The 19,268-nt window shown below is 52.8% G+C and carries 18 protein-coding genes; 10 read left to right on the top strand and 8 right to left on the bottom strand.

The window, feature by feature from the left end; all coding sequences use genetic code 11:
- Nucleotides 1-68 precede the first annotated feature (68 nt).
- Nucleotides 69-1,091 carry a 23S rRNA (adenine(2503)-C(2))-methyltransferase RlmN gene (gene rlmN, locus HZA49_03450; protein ID MBI5778495.1) on the bottom strand — a complete coding sequence of 341 codons (1,023 nt, stop codon included), beginning with the start codon at nucleotides 1,089-1,091 and terminating at the stop codon, nucleotides 69-71.
- A 74-nt stretch (nucleotides 1,092-1,165) separates the two neighbouring features.
- On the opposite strand from rlmN, the gene HZA49_03445 reads away from it, so the two are divergent.
- The 4 genes from HZA49_03445 to fabF all read left to right on the top strand — a co-directional run bounded on the left by HZA49_03445 (nucleotide 1,166) and on the right by fabF (nucleotide 4,729).
- Entirely contained in the window at nucleotides 1,166-2,365 is a 1,200-nt protein-coding gene (locus HZA49_03445; GenBank protein MBI5778494.1) for a glycosyltransferase family 4 protein, read from the top strand.
- A gap of 294 nt (nucleotides 2,366-2,659) precedes the next feature.
- Nucleotides 2,660-2,872 (top strand): acetyl-CoA carboxylase biotin carboxyl carrier protein subunit, encoded by a 213-nt coding sequence (locus HZA49_03440; protein ID MBI5778493.1) that lies wholly within the window; start codon nucleotides 2,660-2,662, stop codon nucleotides 2,870-2,872.
- Between the two features lie 250 nt (nucleotides 2,873-3,122).
- A complete protein-coding gene (gene acpP / locus HZA49_03435) occupies nucleotides 3,123-3,377 on the top strand; it encodes an acyl carrier protein (GenBank protein ID MBI5778492.1) in 255 nt (84 codons plus the stop codon).
- Nucleotides 3,378-3,460: 83 nt separating this feature from the next.
- The gene (gene fabF / locus HZA49_03430; protein ID MBI5778491.1) at nucleotides 3,461-4,729 is read left to right on the top strand and encodes a beta-ketoacyl-ACP synthase II; all 1,269 of its coding nucleotides are present in this window, start codon (nucleotides 3,461-3,463) and stop codon (nucleotides 4,727-4,729) included.
- A gap of 756 nt (nucleotides 4,730-5,485) precedes the next feature.
- On the opposite strand, the gene HZA49_03425 is transcribed toward fabF, so the two are convergent.
- The 4 genes from HZA49_03425 to HZA49_03410 all read right to left on the bottom strand — a co-directional run bounded on the left by HZA49_03425 (nucleotide 5,486) and on the right by HZA49_03410 (nucleotide 10,286).
- The gene (locus HZA49_03425) at nucleotides 5,486-5,911 is read right to left on the bottom strand and encodes a nucleotidyltransferase (protein ID MBI5778490.1); all 426 of its coding nucleotides are present in this window, start codon (nucleotides 5,909-5,911) and stop codon (nucleotides 5,486-5,488) included.
- The gene (locus HZA49_03420) at nucleotides 5,889-6,089 is read right to left on the bottom strand and encodes a hypothetical protein (protein ID MBI5778489.1); all 201 of its coding nucleotides are present in this window, start codon (nucleotides 6,087-6,089) and stop codon (nucleotides 5,889-5,891) included. The genes HZA49_03425 and HZA49_03420 overlap by 23 nt, the downstream gene beginning before the upstream one ends.
- A gap of 293 nt (nucleotides 6,090-6,382) precedes the next feature.
- Nucleotides 6,383-7,693 (bottom strand): GGDEF domain-containing protein, encoded by a 1,311-nt coding sequence (locus HZA49_03415; protein ID MBI5778488.1) that lies wholly within the window; start codon nucleotides 7,691-7,693, stop codon nucleotides 6,383-6,385.
- A 67-nt stretch (nucleotides 7,694-7,760) separates the two neighbouring features.
- The gene (locus tag HZA49_03410; GenBank protein ID MBI5778487.1) at nucleotides 7,761-10,286 is read right to left on the bottom strand and encodes an ATP-dependent Clp protease ATP-binding subunit; all 2,526 of its coding nucleotides are present in this window, start codon (nucleotides 10,284-10,286) and stop codon (nucleotides 7,761-7,763) included.
- Nucleotides 10,287-10,459: 173 nt separating this feature from the next.
- On the opposite strand from HZA49_03410, the gene HZA49_03405 reads away from it, so the two are divergent.
- From HZA49_03405 to HZA49_03385, 5 genes are all read left to right on the top strand, one after another.
- A complete protein-coding gene (locus HZA49_03405) occupies nucleotides 10,460-11,224 on the top strand; it encodes a ParA family protein (protein MBI5778486.1) in 765 nt (254 codons plus the stop codon).
- 2 nt (nucleotides 11,225-11,226) lie between these two features.
- Nucleotides 11,227-12,261, top strand: a complete 1,035-nt coding sequence (locus tag HZA49_03400) for a ParB/RepB/Spo0J family partition protein (protein ID MBI5778485.1) — start codon at nucleotides 11,227-11,229, stop codon at nucleotides 12,259-12,261.
- Nucleotides 12,262-12,784: 523 nt separating this feature from the next.
- Nucleotides 12,785-13,501 carry an FHA domain-containing protein gene (locus tag HZA49_03395; protein MBI5778484.1) on the top strand — a complete coding sequence of 239 codons (717 nt, stop codon included), beginning with the start codon at nucleotides 12,785-12,787 and terminating at the stop codon, nucleotides 13,499-13,501.
- Nucleotides 13,502-13,589: 88 nt separating this feature from the next.
- Nucleotides 13,590-14,792 (top strand): L,D-transpeptidase family protein, encoded by a 1,203-nt coding sequence (locus tag HZA49_03390; protein MBI5778483.1) that lies wholly within the window; start codon nucleotides 13,590-13,592, stop codon nucleotides 14,790-14,792.
- On the top strand, nucleotides 14,789-16,258 hold the full coding sequence (locus HZA49_03385) for a type I 3-dehydroquinate dehydratase (protein MBI5778482.1): 1,470 nt from the start codon (nucleotides 14,789-14,791) through the stop codon (nucleotides 16,256-16,258). The genes HZA49_03390 and HZA49_03385 overlap by 4 nt, the downstream gene beginning before the upstream one ends.
- A 13-nt stretch (nucleotides 16,259-16,271) precedes the next feature.
- On the opposite strand, the gene greA is transcribed toward HZA49_03385, so the two are convergent.
- The 3 genes from greA to purQ are packed head-to-tail and all read right to left on the bottom strand — an operon-like array spanning nucleotide 16,272 to nucleotide 18,083.
- On the bottom strand, nucleotides 16,272-16,751 hold the full coding sequence (greA, locus tag HZA49_03380; GenBank protein ID MBI5778481.1) for a transcription elongation factor GreA: 480 nt from the start codon (nucleotides 16,749-16,751) through the stop codon (nucleotides 16,272-16,274).
- 51 nt (nucleotides 16,752-16,802) lie between these two features.
- Entirely contained in the window at nucleotides 16,803-17,276 is a 474-nt protein-coding gene (locus tag HZA49_03375; GenBank protein ID MBI5778480.1) for an AIR carboxylase family protein, read from the bottom strand.
- 9 nt (nucleotides 17,277-17,285) lie between these two features.
- Nucleotides 17,286-18,083: a phosphoribosylformylglycinamidine synthase I gene (purQ, locus tag HZA49_03370; GenBank protein ID MBI5778479.1), complete on the bottom strand. Its 798-nt coding sequence runs from the start codon at nucleotides 18,081-18,083 to the stop codon at nucleotides 17,286-17,288.
- A 130-nt stretch (nucleotides 18,084-18,213) separates the two neighbouring features.
- On the opposite strand from purQ, the gene HZA49_03365 reads away from it, so the two are divergent.
- On the top strand, nucleotides 18,214-19,242 hold the full coding sequence (locus HZA49_03365; GenBank protein MBI5778478.1) for a WD40 repeat domain-containing protein: 1,029 nt from the start codon (nucleotides 18,214-18,216) through the stop codon (nucleotides 19,240-19,242).
- The last annotated feature ends 26 nt before the right edge of the window (nucleotides 19,243-19,268 follow it).

The raw sequence follows: 19,268 nt of genomic DNA, 5'->3' as shown, positions 1-19,268 counted from the left end.
TATTTCTAATAGTCGCTTGTCACAAATCCGTTACCACTGCTACTGCACAAGCTTATGTGCGGGGTTCATCATCTGGTTGACAAGCTCAATTGCCCGCAGGCGCCCTGGATATCCGCGCCCCGGGAATCGCGCAGGGTATTCTTTACGCCCTCGGTCGCTAAGGTCTTCTGAAACCGCTTTATTTCCGATGCGATGGGCGGCTTAAAATCCCGGGCCGCGCTGGTGGTGTTAAACGGAATCAGGTTAACCTTGCATTCCATCCCCTTGAGCAGCCGGGCCAGCTCCAGCGCATCCTTATCGGATGAGTTAAGTTTGTCGATCATGATATATTCAAAGGTCACCTGGCGGTTGGTCTGCTTGATATATTCCTTCAATTCCCTTATCAGTGATTTCAGCGGGTATTGCTTGTTTATCGGCATCAGCCGGGAGCGCAGCGCATCGTTGGCCGCGTGTAACGAGACCGACAATTCCACCTGCAGGTGCAGGCTCATCAGTTTCCGGATTCCGGACGGAATTCCGCAGGTCGAGATGGTCATCCGGCGGGCCCCGATATTAAAGGCGTTCGGGTCATTAAACACCCCGATGGCCTTGATGACATTATCCAGGTTATCCAGCGGCTCGCCCATGCCCATGAACACGATGTGGGTAATCTGGTGGTCTTCCTGCTTGCCCAGAACAACCTGCTCCAGTATCTCGTCTACGGCCAGATTGCGAATCAGTCCCTTTTTTCCGCTGGCGCAGAAGACGCAGTGGAACCGGCAACCCACCTGGGTAGAGATGCAGATGGTGCAGCGCCTTGGGTATGGCATGACCACGCTCTCGATGGTCCGGCCGTCCGGCAGTTCCAGCAGGTATTTCTCGGTGTTATCGATAAATGACACCAGTTTGTTGCTCAATTTAAGCGGCGAGATGTCAAACTGCCCGGCCAGTTTTTCCCGCAAGGGCGCGGACAGGTTGGTCATTCCGTCAAAACCGCGCACACCATCCGAATAAAGCCAGTGGAATATCTGTTCGGCCCGATAGGCCGGCTCCTGGTTATCCTTAAGCCAGGCCTTGAGTTCCTTTAATGACAGTTGTTTGATAGAACGCATAACGGAATAACCCTCAAATAATTGACTGCGATTACTCTTGTTATTATACAAAAATACCGATAAAGTTATAGTAAATGATAAAAAAAGATGCTCCGATAACCGTGGTCCACATCATCACCCGGCTGATTCTGGGCGGCGCGCAGGAAAACACCATCCTGACCGTGGAGGGTCTGCAGACCCGCCCGGAATACAAGGTGGTCCTGATTTCCGGCCCGGCCCTGGGCCCGGAGGGCGAGCTTATCAAGCGGGTCAAGGACAGCGGCGTGGAACTGATTATCGTCCCGGAGCTGCGCCGGAATATCAATCCCTTCCTGGAAATCATCGCCTTTATCAAACTGCTTATCCTGATGCGCCGCCTGAAGCCCGATATCGTCCATACCCACAGCGCCAAGGCCGGCATCCTGGGCCGCTGGGCCGCATTCCTGTCCGGCGTCAAGATTATCGTCCATACCCTGCACGGGCTGTCGTTTTATCCCTACCAGAATAAGCTGGTTAATTTCCTCTACATCCTGGCGGAAAAGACCGCTTCTTGGGTGACCAGCAAATTCATCAGCGTGGCTGACGCCATGACCGCCCAGTCGCTCAAGGCCGGTATCGGCACGCCCGAAAAATACACCACCATCTACAGCGCCCTGGAACTGGATAAATTCAAGGTGACGGAGTCCCAGGAAACAGTTCGGCGCCGGCTGGGATTGGAAAGCCGCCATAAGGTGGTCGGCACGATTGCCCGGCTGTTCCCGCTCAAGGGCCACGAATATGTCCTGCAAATCGCCGTCCGGATTATCCGCGCCGTGCCCGAGGTGAAATTCCTGTTCGTGGGCGACGGGTCGTTAAGCGGCCGGATAAAAAGGGAGATCAATGGCCGGGGACTGGAGGATTGGTTTGTCTTCACCGGGCTGGTCCCGCCGGACCGGATTCCCTCCATGATTCAGGCCATTGACATTCTGGTCCATCCGTCATTAAGGGAAGGCCTGGCCCGGACCATTCCGCAGTCGTTTTCACTGGGCAAGCCGGTGGTGTCATTCGACGTGGACGGCGCCCGGGAACTGGTTATCAGCTCCCAAACCGGATTCCTGATACCGGCCCCGGTCTCGGCCAAGCAGACCAAGGAATCCCTGGACCAGATGGCCCAGGCCATTATCTTCCTGCTGAAAAACCCGGACCAGGCCCGGCAGATGGGAGCGAACGGCCAAAAACTCATCTTCCCCAATTTCGACGCCCGGCATATGGTGGGAAAAATTATTGAGCAATATGTTGACCCCGCACATAAATAGTGTTAGAAAACCACGCAATAAAAAGCATTCAGGGCGGAAAAAGCAGGATTTTGGGGTGTCCTGTCTGTTATGTGCGGGGTTGACCTGATGGCCGGTAAAAAATAGAATCCCCGGCTTGGAAATAAATACCGAAAATACTTGCCCGGGATACCTTATTAAGATACAGTTAATCAATCATCCTGCAAACCCCGTTAGAAGCGTTCGCTAGCGAGGCGTTAAAGTCAGGCATAAGGGTATTTGTTTGGTTGTGTTCGCCTCTAACGGGGCAAGGGCGGGATAAGGAGTAAACAGAATATGGCAGATGTCAGACCCCCGATCGGCGGTAAGATCGTGAAAATCAACGTGGCCGTCGGCGCCCAGGTGGCCGAAAACCAGTCCCTCCTCGTCTTTGAAGCCATGAAGATGGAAATGGATATGCCCGCGCCCGCCGCTGGCACGGTCAAGGAAGTAAAGGTAAAAGAAGGCCAGGTCGTAGATACCGAAACCGTCCTGATGGTCATTGAATAATCAAGCCAACCCCGTTTTTATATAAAATTTGCCAAAAACCTTGACCCCGTTAGAGATGATTGCTATTAGTAATCGGAATTATACGACAAAATCAGGCGACAACTTGTATTATAAGAAAAATACGTAATACACGGCCATCCCGAAGGGATGGCCTATCTCTAACGGGGTTGACCCGTAAAAACCAGTTATTAACGGTTTATAGTGAGCCAAGGCGAATCTACTTATTGTAACTGAAAAAGGAGGAGAGAAGATGCCAACAAAGCAGGAAATACAAGACAAGGTAACGGAGATTATCTGCAAGCAGTTGGGCGTGGCCAAGGAAAAGGTTTCGATCGGAACGTCATTCGTCAACGATTTAGGCGCCGATTCCCTGGACCAGGTGGAACTGATTATGGAAATGGAAGAATCGTTCGGCCTGTCCATCCCGGATGAAGAGGCGGAGAAAATCCAGACCGTGGGCGACGCGGTAAAATACATCGAAGGCGCCCTGGCTACCAAGGTATAAAATTATATAGGGGTATTCTCCGGCGTTACAGCGGGGAATACCCCTTATCTGTTTTAGTGCGATTTGTAACGGGGTGGAGTAAAATGCAAACTTGTATTGAGCGGAGCGAATCTAAGCAAAGGGTTGTTATCACCGGCCTGGGCGGGGTGACTTCGCTGGGCCATACGGCCGAGGAGACCTGGCAGGCGCTGCTGGCCGGCAAAAGCGGCGCGGCCAAGATTACGGCCTTTGACACCACCGGCTTTGACGTCAACTTCGCCTGCGAGGTCAAGAATTTCAATACGGACAATTATTTCCCGGTGCCCCAGGCCAAGCGCCTGGACCGGTTCGCCCAGTTCGGACTGGTGGCGGCCATCCAGGCCGTCAAGGACGCGGGCGTCGATTTTACCAGGGAAAACCCGCACCGGGTCGGCTGCATCATCGGCTCCGGGGTGGGTGGATTTGTCGAGTTCGGGGAACAGCAGACCAGGCTAATCCAAAAGGGGCCGTCCCGGGTCTCGCCCTTTACCATCCCTAAGGTCATGATGAATTCCGCGTCCGGCCAGGTGGCCATCCACTACGGTCTCAAGGGCCCGAATTTCTCCGTGGCCAGCGCCTGCGCCTCGTCCAACCACGCCATCGGCGTGGCCTTCAAGATTATCCAGATGGGACTGGCTGACATGATTATCACCGGCGGCTCTGAGGCGGCCATTACCGGCCTGGGCATGGCCGGATTCGCATCATTAAAAGCGCTCTCCACCCGCAACGACGTCCCGGAAAAAGCATCCCGGCCCTTTGACAAGAACCGGGACGGATTCGTCATGGGTGAAGGGTCCGGAGTATTCATATTCGAAACCCTGGAGCACGCCCAAGCCCGCGGCGCCAGAATCCACGCCGAGATGCTCGGCTTCGGCATGAACGACGACGGCTATCACATCACCGCCCCTGACCCCGAGGGCGACGGCGCCATGATGACCATGAAACTGGCTTTGGACGATGCCGGGCTCAAACCCGAACAGGTTTCATATATCAACGCCCACGGCACCTCGACCGCTTACAACGACCTGACTGAGACCAAGGCGATAAAGAAGTTATTCGGCGCGCACGCCCGGAAACTGGCCATCAGCTCCACCAAATCAATGTTAGGCCATTTATTGGGTGGCTCCGGCGCGGTGGAACTCCTGGCCGTGGTCCTGAGCATCCGGGACAACATCGTCCATCCGACCATCAATTACGAGACCCCGGACCCGGACTGTGACCTGGACTACGTGCCCAACCAGTCGCGCAAGATGGAGGTCAACGCGGCCCTGTCCAACTCCTTCGGCTTCGGCGGGCATAATGCCACCCTGTGCGTCGGAAAATACAAGAAATAATCTTTCGCCACTAAGACACAAAGAATCATCAGCGTTCATCTACGTAATTTGTGTACTTCGTCCTTACGTTCCTTGGTTCTTCCGTCTTTACGTTAGGTTATATGGCCGACCACATACGGATTAAACGTAACATGTACCCGGTGCGCTTAGTGGGTGTTGACGATTGTGCCGACCCACTGGGCTTATGGCGCTCAAAAGACACTAAGGCACAAAGAATACCTGCCCCCTAACCCTCTCCCCTTGAGGGAGAGGGCCGGGTGAGGGGGATTTTTACTCGCACTTTGAGTTTACGAACTCCGCATTTTTACTATACGCTCTATGCGACACAATCCAGCACCCCGCCCTTATGTCAAGGAGAAATTTACGGATATCTATCCCATTAGGGATAACCTGTCGTTCAAGAGGGATATCAATTACCCCTCAATCCGTAGTGTAATACCCTGCAATTACTAGTGTAATACTCCTCTACGGGATATGCAATACCCCTCTATGGGATATGTAATACCCTACTGGGGGATATGTAGTAGGGGGGGGGGAAGGGATAACCGGGGGGTAAGGGTGGGATACCTGGGGGGGGGTATCCCCCCCCCTATTTTAGGGGTAAAATATCGGTTTTAGGGGGTAGGGGAGGGGCTCCACTAAGGGATAGTTTAGGTATCCTGCTGCGGGGTGAGGGGGTATTGCTTTATCCTGTATACTGCATACTGTATTTTCTATCCTTGCGTTTAGCTGGTGTGTGTCCCCGCGGTATGATTATTAGATTGGCTTGGTCTTTAGTTTCTTGAGCACCTTGAGGTCTTCTTTGTCTTTGGCCCGGCCGGCTGATTTCTTCATCTGTATCAAATCATCTAATCCGGCAAAGCAGGCCGTGGTCTTGCCGATTTTATGCTCCACCCGATTTTTCCAAACCTGCTCAAAGGAAATCCCCTTGACAAAGGGATGGATATCGGTTTCCACCAGATATTGTCTGATCAGGACTTTTTTGGTCAGCATATCGGCCAGAGACAGGTCTGAGGTATCGTAGCCGAATGATTTCAGGGCCCGGAGCGTGGCCTGGGCGTTAGACCGGGTCGGCTTAATGAAAATATCGATATCCATGGTGGCCCGCGAGTAGCCATAGACCGGAAAGGCAGTGGCGCCGATGACCACATAGCGCACTTTATGTGCGTTTAGTGATTTCAAAAGGTCTGATATATCCATTTTTTAATAAGGTGCGGGCGATAGTGCGGGAGCGGCGGAACATCATCCGGAACCGCTCCTGGACGGTCAGGGAACGCTGGTAGGCCAGCTCAAAATCGAGTTCCTTCTCGGGATTATCCCGTCTGAGTTTTAATATGGCGGTTTTTTTCTTGTCAGGCATATGATTAGTATACTTTTTCAGCCGGTAAAGTCAAGGAAATTAATTATCCTGGGACACCCGGCTGCGGCCTTTGGGTTTTCTCCGGTGACACCCTTTCGCTGCGTATTTACTTTTCCGTGCGCTCCGGTTGCTTAGCTCACTTCGCTTCGCTCGTGGTCTCGCAGTTCGCTGATAGTTCATTGTTTCTGGTCTCTTCGCAGTAGCTCGAGTTGCGAGTGCCCAGTGCGCTCCCCGAAAGCTTTCGGGGTGCTCCCGACCCTTACTTTGCAAAGGGCCGGCCAGAGCCCTTAATCTTATATTACTATGGTCTGATTACGGCCACCTTGCTTAGCTCTATATAAGGCCGTGTCGGCCTGGGAGATGAGTTCCTTGAAATCGGCCATTTTGGGTGAGTATTCGGCCGCGCCTAAGCTGATGGTGACCTTGAGTTTCTGTCCGGACTGGGAAGCAAATGACTGCGATTCTATCTTCTTGCGCAGGCGTTCGGCAAAGACCTTGGCGTCGTCCCTGGATGAGAGCGGCAGGATGATGGCGATTTCCTCTCCGCCATACCGATAAGCGGTGGACGTTGCCCTTAAGGTTGCCTTGAGGGTTTCGGATACGCCTTTTAGCACCGCGTCGCCGGTCAGGTGCCCGTAGGTGTCGTTGACCTTTTTGAAGTGGTCGATGTCAAACATGACAAAGGAGAGCTTGGTGTCGTGCCGGCGGGAGATTTCCATATAGACCGGCAGTTCGTTGAAGAGGTGGCGTTTGGTATAGAGACCGGTCAGGCCGTCGGTAATGGCCCGGTTATAGAGCATCGGCGTCTTGACGGCCAGGGCTAAAACACGCGCTAACTCCATTAAATTATCCTGCATGTGTTTGATGTAATCCTCCCCGAAATTATCGGGACGGAGTTTATTCCCGCCAACTGGCGGGGGTTGCGACTCCGCATATGACGCCACGGCGCCAGCCGGGATTTTGGCCTTTAACACCCCGACCGTGTCCCGGTCGGCCACCAGCGGGATGGTGAAGTCCAGCATCTCGCCGTCGGCCGAGAAGAACAGCCGGCTGTGTTCCAGTGATTCGTTGACATTGCGCCAGTCAAGCTGGTTTGACAGATCATCCTCAAAGACAATGGCCGCGCCTTTGCGTTGGGCCTGGGGGCTGAGCCGGCCGGATATCTCGTCTTTAAGGAACAGGGTGATTTCACTCCCGGATTCCTTGGGATTTATCATCTGGGCGATGATTTCCAGGGACTTGCCCAGTATTTTCTGGAAGTCGACCTCGTGGGTGATGATGAGCGATATCTCGCGGGTGGCCGAGAGCAGGTCGACCTTGGCGGACAGGGTCTTGTTCTCCCGGGCCAGGTCCTCGTGTCCTTTGGCCGCGGCCTGATTCTTGGCCGAGAGCGCCTTGTTCCGGTCGTTGATAAAGAAGGCCAGGGCAATCAGGCAGACGCAGTAGATGGCGCAGAGTGAGCTGAAGGCGGTCAGCAGCGCCGGGAACCCGCCGAAATAGGAGTTGTTCAGATAGGCCGGCGAGAAATGGTAGACCGCGGCCAGCACCAGGGTGGCCAGCGGAATGAAGATGATTAAGGAGACCAATATAAGCTGTTTGAGCATCTTATCAGCGTAGGGCTTAGAGCATGGAGCATATAGCTAAACACCCTACGCTCTGTGCTCTATGCTGTTATGTCTTTTTCGGCTCTTCAGCGGTCTTGCAGATCATCGGTTCGTCATTGGTCCGGCAGGCATCGAAGTAGAGATGCCCGTCCTTGACCTTGATTTTGACCATGTTGAAGCCCTTGTATTCGTCCCGGAGAATCTGCTCGGAGAGCGGGTCTTCAATGAGTTTTTCGATGCTGCGCTTGAGCGGCCGGGCGCCGAAGTCCGGGTTATAGCCCTGGTCAATCAGGAATTCGATGGCATCCGGCTCGAGTGAAATCGTCAGTTCGCGCTCCTTCATCCGGGTAATCACCCGTTCCATCTCGATATCCACAATCTTCCGCAGGTCGATTTTGGACAGGCCCTTGAAGACGATGGTGTCGTCCAGGCGGTTGAGGAATTCGGGCCGGAAGTGCTTTTCCACCTCTTTCAGGAGCAGGTTTTTCATGCCTTCGTAAGAGGCGTCAATCGTGGCCTTCTTGAATCCGAGCGAGGATTGGTTCTTGATGACATCGGCCCCGATGTTGGAGGTCATGATTAAGATAGTGTTCTTGAAGTCGATGTGCCGTCCGAAACTGTCGGTCAGCCGGCCCTCTTCCATGACCTGGAGGAGCATATTAAAGACGTCGCTGTGGGCCTTTTCGATTTCATCAAGCAGAACCACGGCATAGGGCCGGTGCCGGATTTTCTCGGTGAGTTGCCCGCCCTCTTCGTAGCCGACATAGCCGGGCGGCGCGCCGATTAAGCGCGAGACGTTGTGCTTTTCCATGTATTCGGACATATCAATCTGGATTAAAGCGTCTTCCTCGCCGAACATGACCTTGGCCAGGGCCTTGGCCAGCAGGGTCTTGCCGCAGCCGGTCGGGCCGATGAAGATGAATGAGCCGATGGGACGGCGCGGGTCTTTCAGTCCGGAACGCGACCGGCGAATGGCCTTGGCAATAGCGTAGATGGCCTCGTCTTGGCTGACCACGATTTTGTGGAGTTCCTCCTCCAGCCTCAGCAGACGTTCGGCCTCCTTCTTTTCCAGCCGGGACAGCGGGATGCCGGTCATCCGGGCCACGGTCTCGCTGATGATATTTTCATCCACCGTGCCGCTCTTTTCCACTTCCTTGGTTTTCCAGTCCTTGAGCACGTTCTCTTTTTGTTTGCGGGACTTCTGGATTTTATCGCGCAGGGACGCGGCCAGTTCGAATTCCTGGCCGGCAATGGCCGCTTCTTTTTCCTTTTCCAGCTGGCGGATGACGTCTTCCTGTTCTTTCAGGTCTGGCGGCTTGACATTGGCCTGCAGACGGATCCGGGCGCCGGATTCGTCCATGACGTCAATGGCCTTGTCCGGCAGATACCGGCCTGTGATGTAGCGGGAAGAGAGTTCCACGCATGCCTTAAGGGCTTCGTCGCTATAATGGACCTTGTGATGGGCCTCATATTTGTCTTTCAGGCCTTTGAGAATCTGGAGCGCCTCGTCTTTAGTCGGCGGGTCAACGATGATGGTCTGGAATCGACGCTCCAGCGCGCCGTCTTTTTCTATGTGCTTCCGGTATTCATCGAGCGTAGTGGCGCCGATGCACTGGATTTCGCCGCGGGACAGGGCGGGCTTGAGGACGTTGGAGGCGTCGATGGCGCCTTCAGCCCCGCCGGCCCCGACTAAGGTATGCAGCTCGTCGATAAACAGGATGATGTTCTTGCTTTTCTTGACCTCGGCCATGACCGCCTTGATGCGCTCCTCAAACTGGCCGCGGTATTTGGTGCCGGCCACCATCAGGGCCAGGTCCAGGATAACGATGCGTTTGTCTTTTAATAAGTCGGGAATGTTGCCGGCGATGATGTCCAAGGCCAGGCCTTCGACGATGGCGGTCTTGCCCACGCCGGCCTCGCCCAACAGCACCGGATTATTCTTGGTCCGGCGGCAGAGCACCTGGAGCAGGCGTTCAATTTCCCGGCGCCGGCCGATGACCGGGTCGAGCTGGTTGGTCTTGGCCAGTTCAATCAGGTCGCGTCCGAAGGCGTCCAGGGCCGGGGTCTTGGTCCGTCCGGCTGGGCTGCGCGCGCCGGCCTTGGCCGTGGCTTTTTCCTCGGATTCGGGCTCCTCCTCCTCGTGCGGAGGCGTCATGCCGCCGCCCAGGATGGTCATAATCTCTTCGCGTAATTCGGAAAGCTTCAGCCCGACATTGGTCAGGGCCCGGGCCGCGATGCCCTCTTCTTCTTTTAATAGTCCGAGCAGCAGATGTTCGGTGCCGATGTAGTCGTGATTAAGGGCCAGGGCTTCCTCGTGGGAGAATTCCAGGACCTTCTTGGCCCGCGGAGTAAACGGTATCTGGCCGGCCGCGGCCTGCCTGGGCTCGGCGTGAATCAGCTTTTCTATCTCTTCCATGACCTTTTTGCCGTCCACGTCCATATTCATCAGGGCCCGGACCGCCACACCGGAACCCTCGCGGATGATGCCCATCAGGATATGCTCGGTGCCAATGGCCTCGGAGGCCAGACGCTGGGCCTCCATTCGGGCTAAACTCATTACCTTGCGGGCCCGGTCGGTGAATTTGTCAAACATAGATTGAATCCTTTCTTTAATTTCTATAACTATAACAATATTCCAAGCGGAGTCAAGATATTTTTGTTGACCCCGCCAGTTAAGAGTGATAAGATACGAGCGACAGGATAATAGTGAAAGACCATCGTAAGAATCACTAGTATCTGATCACTAACATCTAATCGCTGTATTTAATGAAATCAATCGCCATTGCCAACCAAAAGGGCGGGGTGGGCAAGACCACCACGGCCATAAACCTGGCCTATTGCCTGGCCCTGGCCGAGAAGAACACCCTGCTGGTTGATTTAGACCCGCAGGCCAACGCCACCAGCGGGCTGAATATCGCGCCGGATAGGTTCTTCGGCACCTATCAGGCGCTGCTGGAAGGGATTGTCAAGCCGGAATCCATCAAGCAGACCGAATACCATGCCAAGTTATCGGTCATGCCGTCATCGCCCATGGTGGCCATGCTGGAACACCGGCTGCTGACCGGGGTGATGGGCACGCAGAGATTGAAGACCTCGCTGCTGTCATTGGGCCGGGAATATGATTTCGTGATAATGGACTGCCCGCCGGCCTTCGGCCGGATTCCCATCAACGCCCTGAACGCGGCCAACTCGGTGCTGATTCCGATTCAGTGCGAGTATTTTGCCATGGAGGGCCTGAGCCAGATTATGCGGATTATCGAGACGGTGAAAAAGGACTCAAATCCGGCGCTTTTTATTGAAGGCATTGTCCTGACGATGTATGATAATTCCCTGCAGTATAATAAAGAGGTGTTCGAGGAGATAAAAAATCATTTCCCGGACAAGATTTATAAGGCGATTATACCGCGCGATGTGGCGGTTTCCGAGGCGAGCAGCTTTGGCAAGCCGGCCATTGAGTATGACATAACATCAAGGGGAACAAGCGGTTACGTGGAATTAACCCGGGAAATATTATACGGTAAACGCAGTTAAATATGGAAAAGAAATTAGGCCGCGGACTGGACCGGTTATTTGCCGGATTTGACGAGCCGGCCCAGAAGCAAGAAGCGGTTCCGGAAACCAAACTGGCGGTTGTTCCGGCCAAACCGGAGCAGATTGTTAGCGTCCCGATGAATATCGGGATCAGCCCGCCGAGCGAGCGTTTTGTTCCGCCCCGGCCGGAGCCGGCCATTCAACCGGCGGCTTCTTCCGACGGCGTTCTGATGTTGCGCACGGACCAGCTGATTCCCAATCGTTTCCAACCCCGGAAGACCTTTGATAAGACTGCGCTTTCAGACCTGATGGAGTCCATCAAATCAGCCGGGGTGCTCCAGCCGATACTGGTCCGGAAATCCCCGACCAAATCCGGGCAGGCCGTCAATTATTATGAGATTGTGGCCGGCGAGAGGCGCTGGCGGGCCTGCGTGGAGCTGAAGGTCGGATCGGTACCGGTGATTGTCAAGGATGTGGATGACCAGAAGATGCTGGAATGGGCTTTGATAGAAAACACCCAGCGCAAGGACCTTAATCCGATCGAACGAGCCCGGGCCTATAAGGAGCTGATGAATTTCTTTAACCTGACCCAGGAGGAAATCGCCGGTCGGGTCTGCCTGGACCGGGCTACGGTGGCTAACTTCATCCGGCTGCTGGACCTGCCTTCTGAGGTCCAGGATGAGCTGGCTAGGGAGACCATTTCGACCACCCATGCCAGAGGGTTGTTGGCCATAAATGACCCGACCCTGCAGATAAAGATCTGCCAGAGGATAAAGAGGGAGGGTATGTCGGTCCGGCGCCTGGAGTATATCATCAGGTGGCTCAAGAGGCGTAAGCCGGGTACTCTTGACGGAGCTACCCAGGTCTCTCCGGCTACAGACCCCCATGTCAGGGACATAGAAGAGCGCCTGATGAGCAAGTTTAATACCAAGGTCAGTGTCTATACCCAGGATAACAAGCAGGGTAGGATATTTATATCATTCTACTCCCTGGATGACTTTCAGAGGATACTGGATAAACTAGACCAGGTAAAGTAGTGTTTCTCACCTGTTTCTCACCAAAAAGCATAGTTCCACGAGAAACATATCTGAACCACTCCCCACCCCCTCCCCACTACCCCCCTAACCGTATATCCCCTGCCCACTATCTGTGAAGGGTGCGGAATATGACCCTTATTCTACAGGTATAAGGGGCTTAATCCACAGGTATACGGGTATTAGTCCACAGGGATACGAGTGTTAATCTACAAGGATACGAACCTGACTTCGCAGGACCAAGAGTGTTAATCCACAGGAATACGAATCTGACTCCGCAGGGCTAAGGGTGTTAATCCACAGGCATACGAACCTGACTCCGCAGGACTAAGAGTGTTAGTCCACAGGAATACGGGTGTTAGTCTACAGGGATGCGAATGTTAGTCCGCAGCACTACGGGTATCAATCTGCACAGGTGTGGGAAAGAAATCGCATTAAATCGCTTAAGACATTGCCAAAGTGATACTTTATTGTTTCTGCACAGTATTTTCCTTGACTTTTTAGGTAGTATTGATTATTTAACGTTATGCCTTGTTTAATTATCGTAACCGAAGGACAAAGCGCCGGCGAGCGGACGGTAACCCTGGGCGCCGAGGGGATTATCGGCCGGGAAAAGGCCAACAGCATCTTCATCGACGACCCGCGCGCCTCAAGGCAGCACGCCAAAGTCACCCGGGAGCCGGATGGTTCCTTCATGCTGGTTGATATGGGTAGCCGCAACGGCATTATCGTCAATGGCGAAAAGGTCTCGCGGCGCAAGCTAATCGACAAGGACCGGATTGTCATCGGCCGGACCACCCTGACTTACAGCGAGATGGCAGCGGAATCTGCTCCGGCGCCGGCTCAACCAGCCGGTCAGTCAGAGACGCTGAAAATGGCATCGGATGACAAGACCATCACAGCCGAGCCGGCCAAATTGTCCAGCAATGCGCTTCAGAGGGCTATTCAGGAGGTGGCATCCACGAAAGCGGAAGGTAAAGCAGCGCCGGGCGCCGGGAAGCCGGCACCTGCGGCTTCCGGAACTCCCAAAGGTTCTCAGCTATCAAAGACCACCACGGCAGATGAGGCTATAGATGAAGAGCCAACTTTAGGAAAACGGATAATAGTCTTTCTGGCTTTTTTAATATTCTTTGTGACCATTTTGCTGTTTGCCAAAGAAATGACCAAGCGACTGCTTTCCAAGGCGGAAAAGACATCGCCCACCCCAAATATTTCCTCTCCGGAAAAACCGCCGGACAAATAGGATTTTCTGCCCGAATTAGCCCTAAAGCGGCACCCGTATTTAGCCGATAATATTTAAGTAACCGACAAATTTAAGCGAAAGGAAAGTTATGAAGAAGTTTATATTTTTCGTTATCCTGGTTGTCGCCGCCTACCTGCTTTATGCCAAGGTTTGGAAACCGCGTCAGCAGACCGCCCCGCCACCGGTGACCGGGCCGCAGGCAACCCAGCCGCAGGAGCCGGTCCAGCCGAAGACCGGCGGGATTACTCTTTACGAACAGGGGAAATACAAGGACGCCATTAATCGGCTTGAGGACGAGATAACTGAAAATCCGTCCGGAGCTGACAAGTATCTTGATTATATCGGCTGGTCTTATGAGAAACTGGAAAAGACCGATAAGGCGCTGAAAATCTGGGAAAGATTGATTAAGGAACATCCGGCCAGCGTTTATTGCGGCGACGCTTATTATCAAATCGGTAAACGCAGCAAGAATAAGTCGGAGAAACTCAAGTATCTGGAAATGGCACAGACCAAATTTCCGGACAGCCAGGGCGCCCGCGAGGCCGGTGTAGAACTGGGCGATTATTATCTTTCGCTGGCTGACGAGCCGAACCGGGAATACAAAGCGCGGAACGCCTATTCGCTGGCCTTGAAAAGCAATATCACCAAGGAAAAGACATCGGAGATTAGAAACCGGCTGAGCGAACTGAATAAAAAGTTGGTGTTTTCCCCGTTCCCCACGCCGGACAGCACGGTTTACACGGTAAAGCCGGGCGATAACCTTACCAATATCAGTAAGCAATATAAGGTTGAGACGGGCAGCGGAGAAATTGCCCTGGGGCATATCAGGCGGATTAACGGCCTTAAAACCCACAATATCTTTCCCAATGACAAACTAAAGATTCTGACCGGGCCGATATGGGCCAAGGTCAGCAAAACCACCCTAACCCTGACGCTTTATATCAATAACGATTTTATAAAGGAATACCGGATAAGCGTAGGCGACCCGACCAAGAATTGCGACACGCCGGCCGGGATATACACTGTCGGTACCAAGACGATTCATCCGACTTGGTATAAAAAGACCGAGGATGGGCGCAAAGAGGAGGTTCCTTACGGCGACAGCCGCAATGTTCTGGGCACCAGATGGATGGGGTTCAAGGAAAGCCCGGCCTTGGGCATCCACGGCACAACTGCGCCGGAAAATATCGGAAAGAAGATATCCAACGGTTGCATCCGGATGTACAATACAGAAGTGGAAGAGGTTTACGACCTGATTTCCCAGGGCGCCAAGGTGGTGATTGAGGAATGATTTGCGTTCCGTTCGGCGGTTGGTCGTCCGGCCCAGATGCATATGGGCCGGGTTCCATGCGTGAATTGCTGAAGAATCTTAGGCGCGCCACAAAAGCAATTGATCTCGTTGAGATTAGAGCCGATCTCATCCGAGATTTTTCGTTATCGCTCCTTCTTAAGCAGAAAGTCACCCGGCCGCTTATTTTCACCTGCTATGCCAAAGCAAACGGCGGCTGCTTTAACGGCACCGAGGCGGAAAGAGTGAGGCTCTTATCAGACGCCATTATTTCAGGCAGGTTTAAATACGTTACGATAGATATTCCTGAATCGCTGAAGATTCCCGGGGCGGTAAAGGCATTGATTGATTTCAGCCGGCGCTGCAAAACCAAAACGATTCTCGCGTATCATAATTACCGCCGGACGCCTGATAATCTGGAAGCGATTTACAAGAGGATTGCTGCATACACGCCGGATGCGGTTAAAATCGTTACCTACGCCGGTGATTTCAGGGATAATTTTAAGATATTCAGGCTGGCGCAGAGAATAAAACCCCGAGGCCGTCCTAAGCTTATTGCCTTTTGCATGGGAGAGAAAGGCGTTATCAGCCGCATCCTTTACAGGAAATTCGGTCTGTTTTTGACCTACGCCTCATATCAAGACGGTGGAGAAACCGCCGAAGGTCAGATTTCGTTTGCGCAGATGAAATATCTTTACCGGGCGGATTCCATCAGCCCGAATACAAAAATCTTCGGGCTTTTAGGATACCCGATCGGGCATTCTCGCAGCCCGTTTTTATTTAACTCCTTGTTTAGGGCGGGTGGTATCAACGCGGTTTATCTTCCCTTTGCTATAGAACCGAAGTGTTTTTTAAGGGATTTTTCATTGGTAAAATCGTTTCTTAAGCCGGCCGGTTTTAGCATTACCAGTCCTCATAAAATCAGGGCTATGAAAGTGGCAGATAAGTTAAGCCGGAGCGCAAAGGAAATCGGCGCTATAAACACTCTTTATCGCAAGGGGAAGGAACTTGCCGGGACCAATACTGACTGGATCGGCATAATAGAATCGTTGTTGCCCTTACGGAAATTACTTAAAGACCGGAAAGCGCTTATTCTGGGTAAAGGAGGCGCTTCAAGGGCGATTGTTTATGCCCTGAGGCATTCTGGGATAAAGACCGTTGTCTTCTCCAGGAATTCCGGTAAAGGCGCCCCATCCTTAAGACGTTTGCCTCAACACTGCAAAGGATCTGGGGTCGATAAGATTTTTATTAACGCTACGCCTGTAGGCATGATACCTGATATCGGCAAAAGCCCGGTGCCCAAATCCTGTCTGAAAAAGGGGATGATAGTTTTTGATACCATCTACAACCCGGCCCAGACCAGATTAATAAAAGACGCCCGAAGCAAGGGATGCATAACTGTTAATGGTTTAAAGATGTTTCTGGCTCAGGCGTTTAAGCAGTTAGAATGTTTTACCGGCAGGTTCTAACCATGGCGCAGCACTACAAATCGTAACGTATCTCAATGATTTGGTATGAGAGCATGCCGGCCGGGACCGGAATCTTTACCTTGTCACCGACTTTATGACCCAGCAGTCCTTGGCCAATCGGAGTGGTGACGGCAATCTTGTTTTCTGCCAGGTTTGATTCGCCTTCGCCAACCAGCAGGTATATCTCTTCTTCCGCAGTATCGATATCCTTGACCTTAACACGGGCGCCGAAGGCAATGATGTTTTTATCAATCTGTTTAGAGGTAATGATTTCCGAACGGTTCAATTGGTCTTTTAATTCGGCAATCTGCCGGTCCACGCGCCAGAGTTCCTCGCGGGCTGATGAGAACTCGGCGTTTTCAGAAAGGTCGCCCAAATCCCGGGCTTCACCCAGGCGTTTTTCCACGGCCGGACGGGCCTGGTTGGTCAACTGCTCAAGTTTGGACTGCAGTTTCTTCAGGCCATCAGCGGTCATCGGGAGTTTGTCGGGCATACAGTAAAAAGATAATAAAGGAGAGATAAAAAATGAAACATCCCTGTCTTTTTAAGTCCTGGTAAGTTCCTTATCCGCTTTTTCTATCTCGTCCTTTTTTGATTTCTGGTAGTCCTCTATCTTTTTGGTGAGAGTTTTGTTGTTCAGGGCTAAGATTTTCATGGCGGCCAAGCCGGCTTCTTCGGGTTCTAAAACCAGCATCGGACAGACGCCCGAAGGCATTCTAATGGTGGAAAAAATGTCTTTGCCGCCGAATTTATCGCTGTAGGGCGGGCAGGCGATAACCGGCCTGGGCGTATTGGCATCCACAAATCCGCTCAACGCATTGCTCCGTCCGGCCACCGTGATAAAAACCACCTCTTCGTTTTCGTATTGCTTGACAATATCTAATGCTTTGAGCGGCACTTTATGGGCCGAGGCAATCCGCATCGCACACTCCACGCCCATTTTCTTGACCATTCCGGCAATTTTCTGCGAATGTTCCAGGTCGCCCTTGGAACCCATGATAATAATTACGCTTGACATAATTCCTCCTTATAAGGTATTTTTCACGTGGTCAACCGCATTTTGGAAAATAAGCATACCGTGCGGAAAATCGGGTTTTTTTCTGGTCCAGCGCGGGTGATTGGTAACATCCTGGAACCGCTCCGGATGGGGCATCATTCCCATAATCCGGCCTGTGGTATCGCAAACCGCCGCAATATTGTCCATGGCTCCGTTGGGATTCAAGGGATACCGGCGCGAGGGTTTGCCCTTGTCATCGCAATATCTAAAGACCACCTGGTCATTGGCAATAATCCTATCGAGGGTTTCTTTGTCACGAGTGATGAATTTACCCTCGCCGTGCGCCACCGGCAGGTAGACGGTTTCCTGAGGCATATTTTTAGTGAAGACGCATTTTTGGGAGTATTTCCTCAGGTAAACCCAGCGGTCTTCGTAGCGGGCTGAGTCGTTGGTAAAAAGAGATGCCTCGCGGACCGGCTTTTCCGCGCGGGCGGGCAATCCCGGCAAAAAGCCGGTTTTGACCAGCACCTGGAATCCGTTACAGATACCGATGATTAACTTTCCGTCCTTTACAAACAGGTTGAGTTCGCTAATCAGGCGCTGGGTGATTTCATTGCCCAGGACGGTTCCCGAGCCGATATCGTCTCCGTATGAGAACCCGCCCGGCAGGGCCAGGATTTGGTATTGGTGTATTAAAGACGGGTTGTTAATCCATTCGTTTATGTGAAAGGCGTCTGCTTGAGCGCCGGCTTTTTGGAATGCCACGCTGGTCTCCATGTCGCAATTAGTCCCGGGCGCCCTCAGGATAAATACCTTAACCTGCTTCATAATCAAGATTATACCGTTTGTTAAATCCCAAATCAATAATAATAGAATGTAATTTTCTTGCTTGGCAGGAATGGAGTGGTAGTATAAGTGTCATAAAGACAATTGTAACGTTAGTGAAAAGAGGTGATTTATGAGAAAAGCATATTTTTATACTTGTCTTTTAATTGTTCTCGCGTCATTTACGGCTTTTGTTCTCCAATGCGCCGCGCAGGCAAAGGATAACAAAAAACCCGCCTCATCCGGCACCTGGCGGGAAATCCGGACCATCAAGGGTAATCAATTCCTGATTCGCTCTCTGGCTTTTGCTCCGGACAGCAAGACCTTGGCCTCGGCCAGCGACGAAAAGGTTATCAAGATATGGGACGTAACCGGCGGCTTAGAGCTCAATCGTTTGGCCGGGCACAAGGATATTATCTGGTCCGTGGTCTTTAGCCCGGACGGCAAGATGCTTGCTTCTGGTGGCGATGACCGAACTGTCAAGCTCTGGGACCCGATGAAGAATAAGATATTGACTAGTCTGAAGATTTCGGCCGAGGTCTGGTCCGTGGCCTTCAGCCCGAATAGCCGGATGCTTGCTTCGGGTGATAGGGCCTGTACCATCACGCTCTTTGACGTGCCGACCGCGACGGCCAAAAGTGGCCAGCTGGAGGCTAAAGAACTTAAAATATTACAGGGTCATTCAGCAGATATTTTTGGCTTGGCCTTCAGCCCGGACAACAAACTACTCGCCTCAGGGAGCCACGACAACACCGTGAAAATCTGGGATATCGAGAGCGGTGAATGCCTGCATACCCTGACCGGGCACAGGCACCTGACTTATACCGTGGCCTTCAGCCCAGATGGCAAGATGGTTGCCTCGGGCAGTTTTGACAAGACTGTAAAACTCTGGAATGTGGAAACCGGAGAGGAAATCCGGACCTTACAAGGGCACGAAGGTCAGATTCGAGTGGTGGCCTTCAGTCCGGACGGCACGGTGCTGGCTTCAGGCGCCGAGGACGGTACGGCTAAGATATGGGAAAGCGCGACTGGCAAGCGGCTCCAGAATATCACGGTACACCAGCCCAGTTGGGTGCACGGCCTGGCCTTCAGCCCGGATGGCCGGTATCTGGCCACCAGCGACTACGGTATCAAGATATGGGAGTTTATCCCGGGTAAGTAAGCGCGCACCCTAAAGGATGGTAATTT

Source organism: Planctomycetota bacterium, from assembly GCA_016235865.1.
Taxonomy (GTDB): Bacteria; Planctomycetota; MHYJ01; order JACQXL01; family JACQXL01; genus JACRIK01.
This window is presented reverse-complemented; position numbering and strand designations above follow the sequence as displayed.